The 2,687-nt window shown below is 60.2% G+C and carries 2 protein-coding genes; one reads left to right on the top strand and one right to left on the bottom strand.

Features of this window, described 5'->3' with window-relative positions; translation table 11 throughout:
* Window positions 1-122: 122 nt before the first annotated feature.
* The gene (locus tag HCH03_RS16185; RefSeq protein WP_221690331.1) at window positions 123-1,205 is read left to right on the top strand and encodes an IS110 family transposase; all 1,083 of its coding nucleotides are present in this window, start codon (window positions 123-125) and stop codon (window positions 1,203-1,205) included.
* Window positions 1,206-1,540: 335 nt separating this feature from the next.
* Here HCH03_RS16185 and HCH03_RS16180 read toward each other — a convergent pair whose 3' ends face one another.
* Window positions 1,541-2,554: an IS1595 family transposase gene (locus tag HCH03_RS16180; protein WP_438821631.1), complete on the bottom strand. Its 1,014-nt coding sequence runs from the start codon at window positions 2,552-2,554 to the stop codon at window positions 1,541-1,543.
* Window positions 2,555-2,687 lie beyond the last annotated feature (133 nt).

Here is a 2,687-nt window from a genome sequence, read left to right as displayed (position 1 = left end):
TGTTAAAGAATATGACCGATGAGAATCGGTGAAGCCTCCTTTATGCAAATCGTGGGTTGGGCGACAATCGTTTCCATCTACAGGAACGTGGTCGCGTGCCACAGGCAACGAAGGAGGCTTCGATGAGTTATTCTACCATCGTGGGAATCGATGCGCACGCCAGGAAGAACTCGGTCTGCGCGCTTGTGCTGGAAACGGGGGAGGTCAGGCGCTCAACGCTGTCGGGCGACCCCGCCCAGCTCGTTTCCTGGATCGACGAAAACGACTTCCCGACCCCCTTGCACTGCGTTTACGAATCAGGCCCTACGGGCTTCGGGCTCGCGCGCTCCCTGGGCGGCGAGGGCATCCCTTGCACGGTGGCCGCGGTGTCCAAGCTTCCCCGACGAACCGACCGGCAGAAGAACGACAAGCGGGACGCCGAGTGGCTCGCCCGCATGCTCGCCTGCGGGTCGGTTCGCCCGGTGCGCGTGCCCTCTCCGGAAGAAGAGGCGCTGTGCCACCTGTCGCGGCTGCGCGGCGAGGTCGCCGCGGACCTGAGGCGCGCCAAGCAAAGGGTCGCGTCTTTCCTGCTGCTCACGAGAACGAGCTACACGCTCACCAAGGCCCGTTGGACCAAGACGTTTTACCAATGGGCCGGATCCTACGAGTTCGAGCAGGCTGCGGACACGTTCGTCTTCAGGATGAAGATGAACGCCGTCCTGAGGCTCGCCGAGCGCCTGGCGGAAGTGGAAAGCGAGATCCTTCGCATCATATCCGGCTCCGCCGAGCTTGCGGGGCGCATGGCGCGTTTCGAATGCATTCACGGCATAGGCAGGGTCGGCGCCTTCTCCCTGGTCTGCGAGGTCTACGACTTCGAGCGGTTCAGGAACGGGGCCGCCTTCGCCTCCTTCATGGGGCTCGTCCCCTCGGAAAGCTCGAGCGGAGGCAAAACCTCCCACGGCAAGATAGCGAAAACGGGCAACTCGCATCTACGCAGAATCCTCGTCGAAGCCGCCGGATGCTACTCGAGGGGCTTCAAGGCCGTGAGAAGAGAGGATCCCCGCGTTCCCGAAGCGGTGCGCGCGAAGGCGGAGAAATGCGCCAAGCGGCTCATGGGCCGTCGCGCGGCCCTGAGAAAGCGCAACGTGAACCCGAACAAAGCGAAGACGGCGATAGCGCGCGAGCTGTGCGAATGGATCTACCATATAGCGGTGATGCCCGCCTGACGGATATCGAAGCGGGCCCCGATGCCCGCTTGATATAGGAACCCGGCCAAGCGAGCCGCCGATGGCGCCGGGACGAACCGCGACCGGTTTATGCACAGCCCGCAAGGGCCGCGTGCGGCGTTAGAGTCGAGGCCTGTTCGACCGAGAAGCGGCACCGTCCAGCCGAAGGCATTCCACTGCGGCAACCAGACCCCGTTTTCGGGGCGGCGACACGCGGATATGAGACTGTTCACAGTGCTTGACGTTGGAAACACGTCTTGGCGGAGAAGATGGCCGGGAGACGATGCCCAGCCCGTCCGGCCGGACGGGCTGGGTGCCTTTTGCCTATTGACGAATCATCGGTCATATGAAACCNAAACCACCATTGACATATACCCGTACCTTTCGCCGATTGTCCACCTATTGATGCAGCTCATAAACGGATGAGGCTCCAGATGGGTCAACGTCCGCGTACAGACGTAGATACCGGATACCTCGTGAGAGTAGAGCAACTCCCTGCGATCCCTTGCGGCATTGCGGAACTGTTCGCGCCAGCAGAACCAGTCCAGGTAGCGCTGAAGCCTGCGGTTAGACACTCCGTTAAAGCGGCCGATAAAGGCCTTGAGCCGTGAATGTAGAGTGTTCACCATCGAGAGTTCCTTGCTCGATCTAACCTCATGAAACCTGTCTTGAAGCACTGAGGAGACATAGGATTTGCGTCCGTCGGTCACAATCGAACACGACGACGTAAGCCTCGCGTCCAAAACGATAGAGACGCTCGCCTTATCCTCGGCGCCATCGATAAGCTCGCAGAAGCAGTCGCCCAGCTCGCTGATACCACAGAGTACGCACGCCTTCTTCGACAGACCGCCCGAGGCGGCATCGTGGCCGGTGCGGTGAGGCTCGCGCCTGAGTTCAAACCACTGATTGTGAGTATGGTTGCCCGGCAGGGACTCATGGAAGTACGTACCATCGACTTCGAAGACCTCGCCGCGCAGGCTCAGCAGCCTGCGCCCCATGACCTCACAGACGCGCATCCTCATAAACCAAGCTGTGTAGAGCGACACATCGACCCTTGACGCGCTCTCGCGCAAGGACAGATTGTCGGCCATGCAGGCGGCGAACTCCATCCACGCCGAGGATGGCAGCTTAGAGCGGCTGATGAGCCCAAGGGTCTTAGTGCCGAAGGTGCGCGCGCAACCCCCGCACAGCCAGCGCTGTGCACCCGATACGTCGTGACCCTTGCGCACGAAAGTGGGACAGCCGCACCGTGGACACCGGTCAGGCTCGTTGGTAGCCGAGCGTGCAATATCCTCAGCGATTGCAGCTTTGAGTGCGACGGCTAATTCGCGCTTCTCTGCTAAAACCATGCCTTTGATTTGGTCTATAATCCCATTCATAGGTTCTCCTCTCAGATGTTTCTTCGACAGTTGCATCGTAAGACGGAGAGCCTTTTTTGCTGTCCCAAAATAGGGACTATGTCAATATTGGTTTAACAGCGGA

The organism is Gordonibacter massiliensis (ex Traore et al. 2017), assembly GCF_019731765.1.
Taxonomy (GTDB): Bacteria; Actinomycetota; Coriobacteriia; order Coriobacteriales; family Eggerthellaceae; genus Gordonibacter; species Gordonibacter massiliensis.
Note: the sequence above shows the minus strand (reverse complement) of the source record. Positions and strands in the feature narration are given on the sequence as shown.

Bases quoted from the DNA above. Each gene is read 5' to 3' on its own strand.
- HCH03_RS16185 (WP_221690331.1), top strand. From the start codon at position 123: ATGAGTTATTCTACCATCGTGGGAATCGATGCGCACGCCAGGAAGAAC.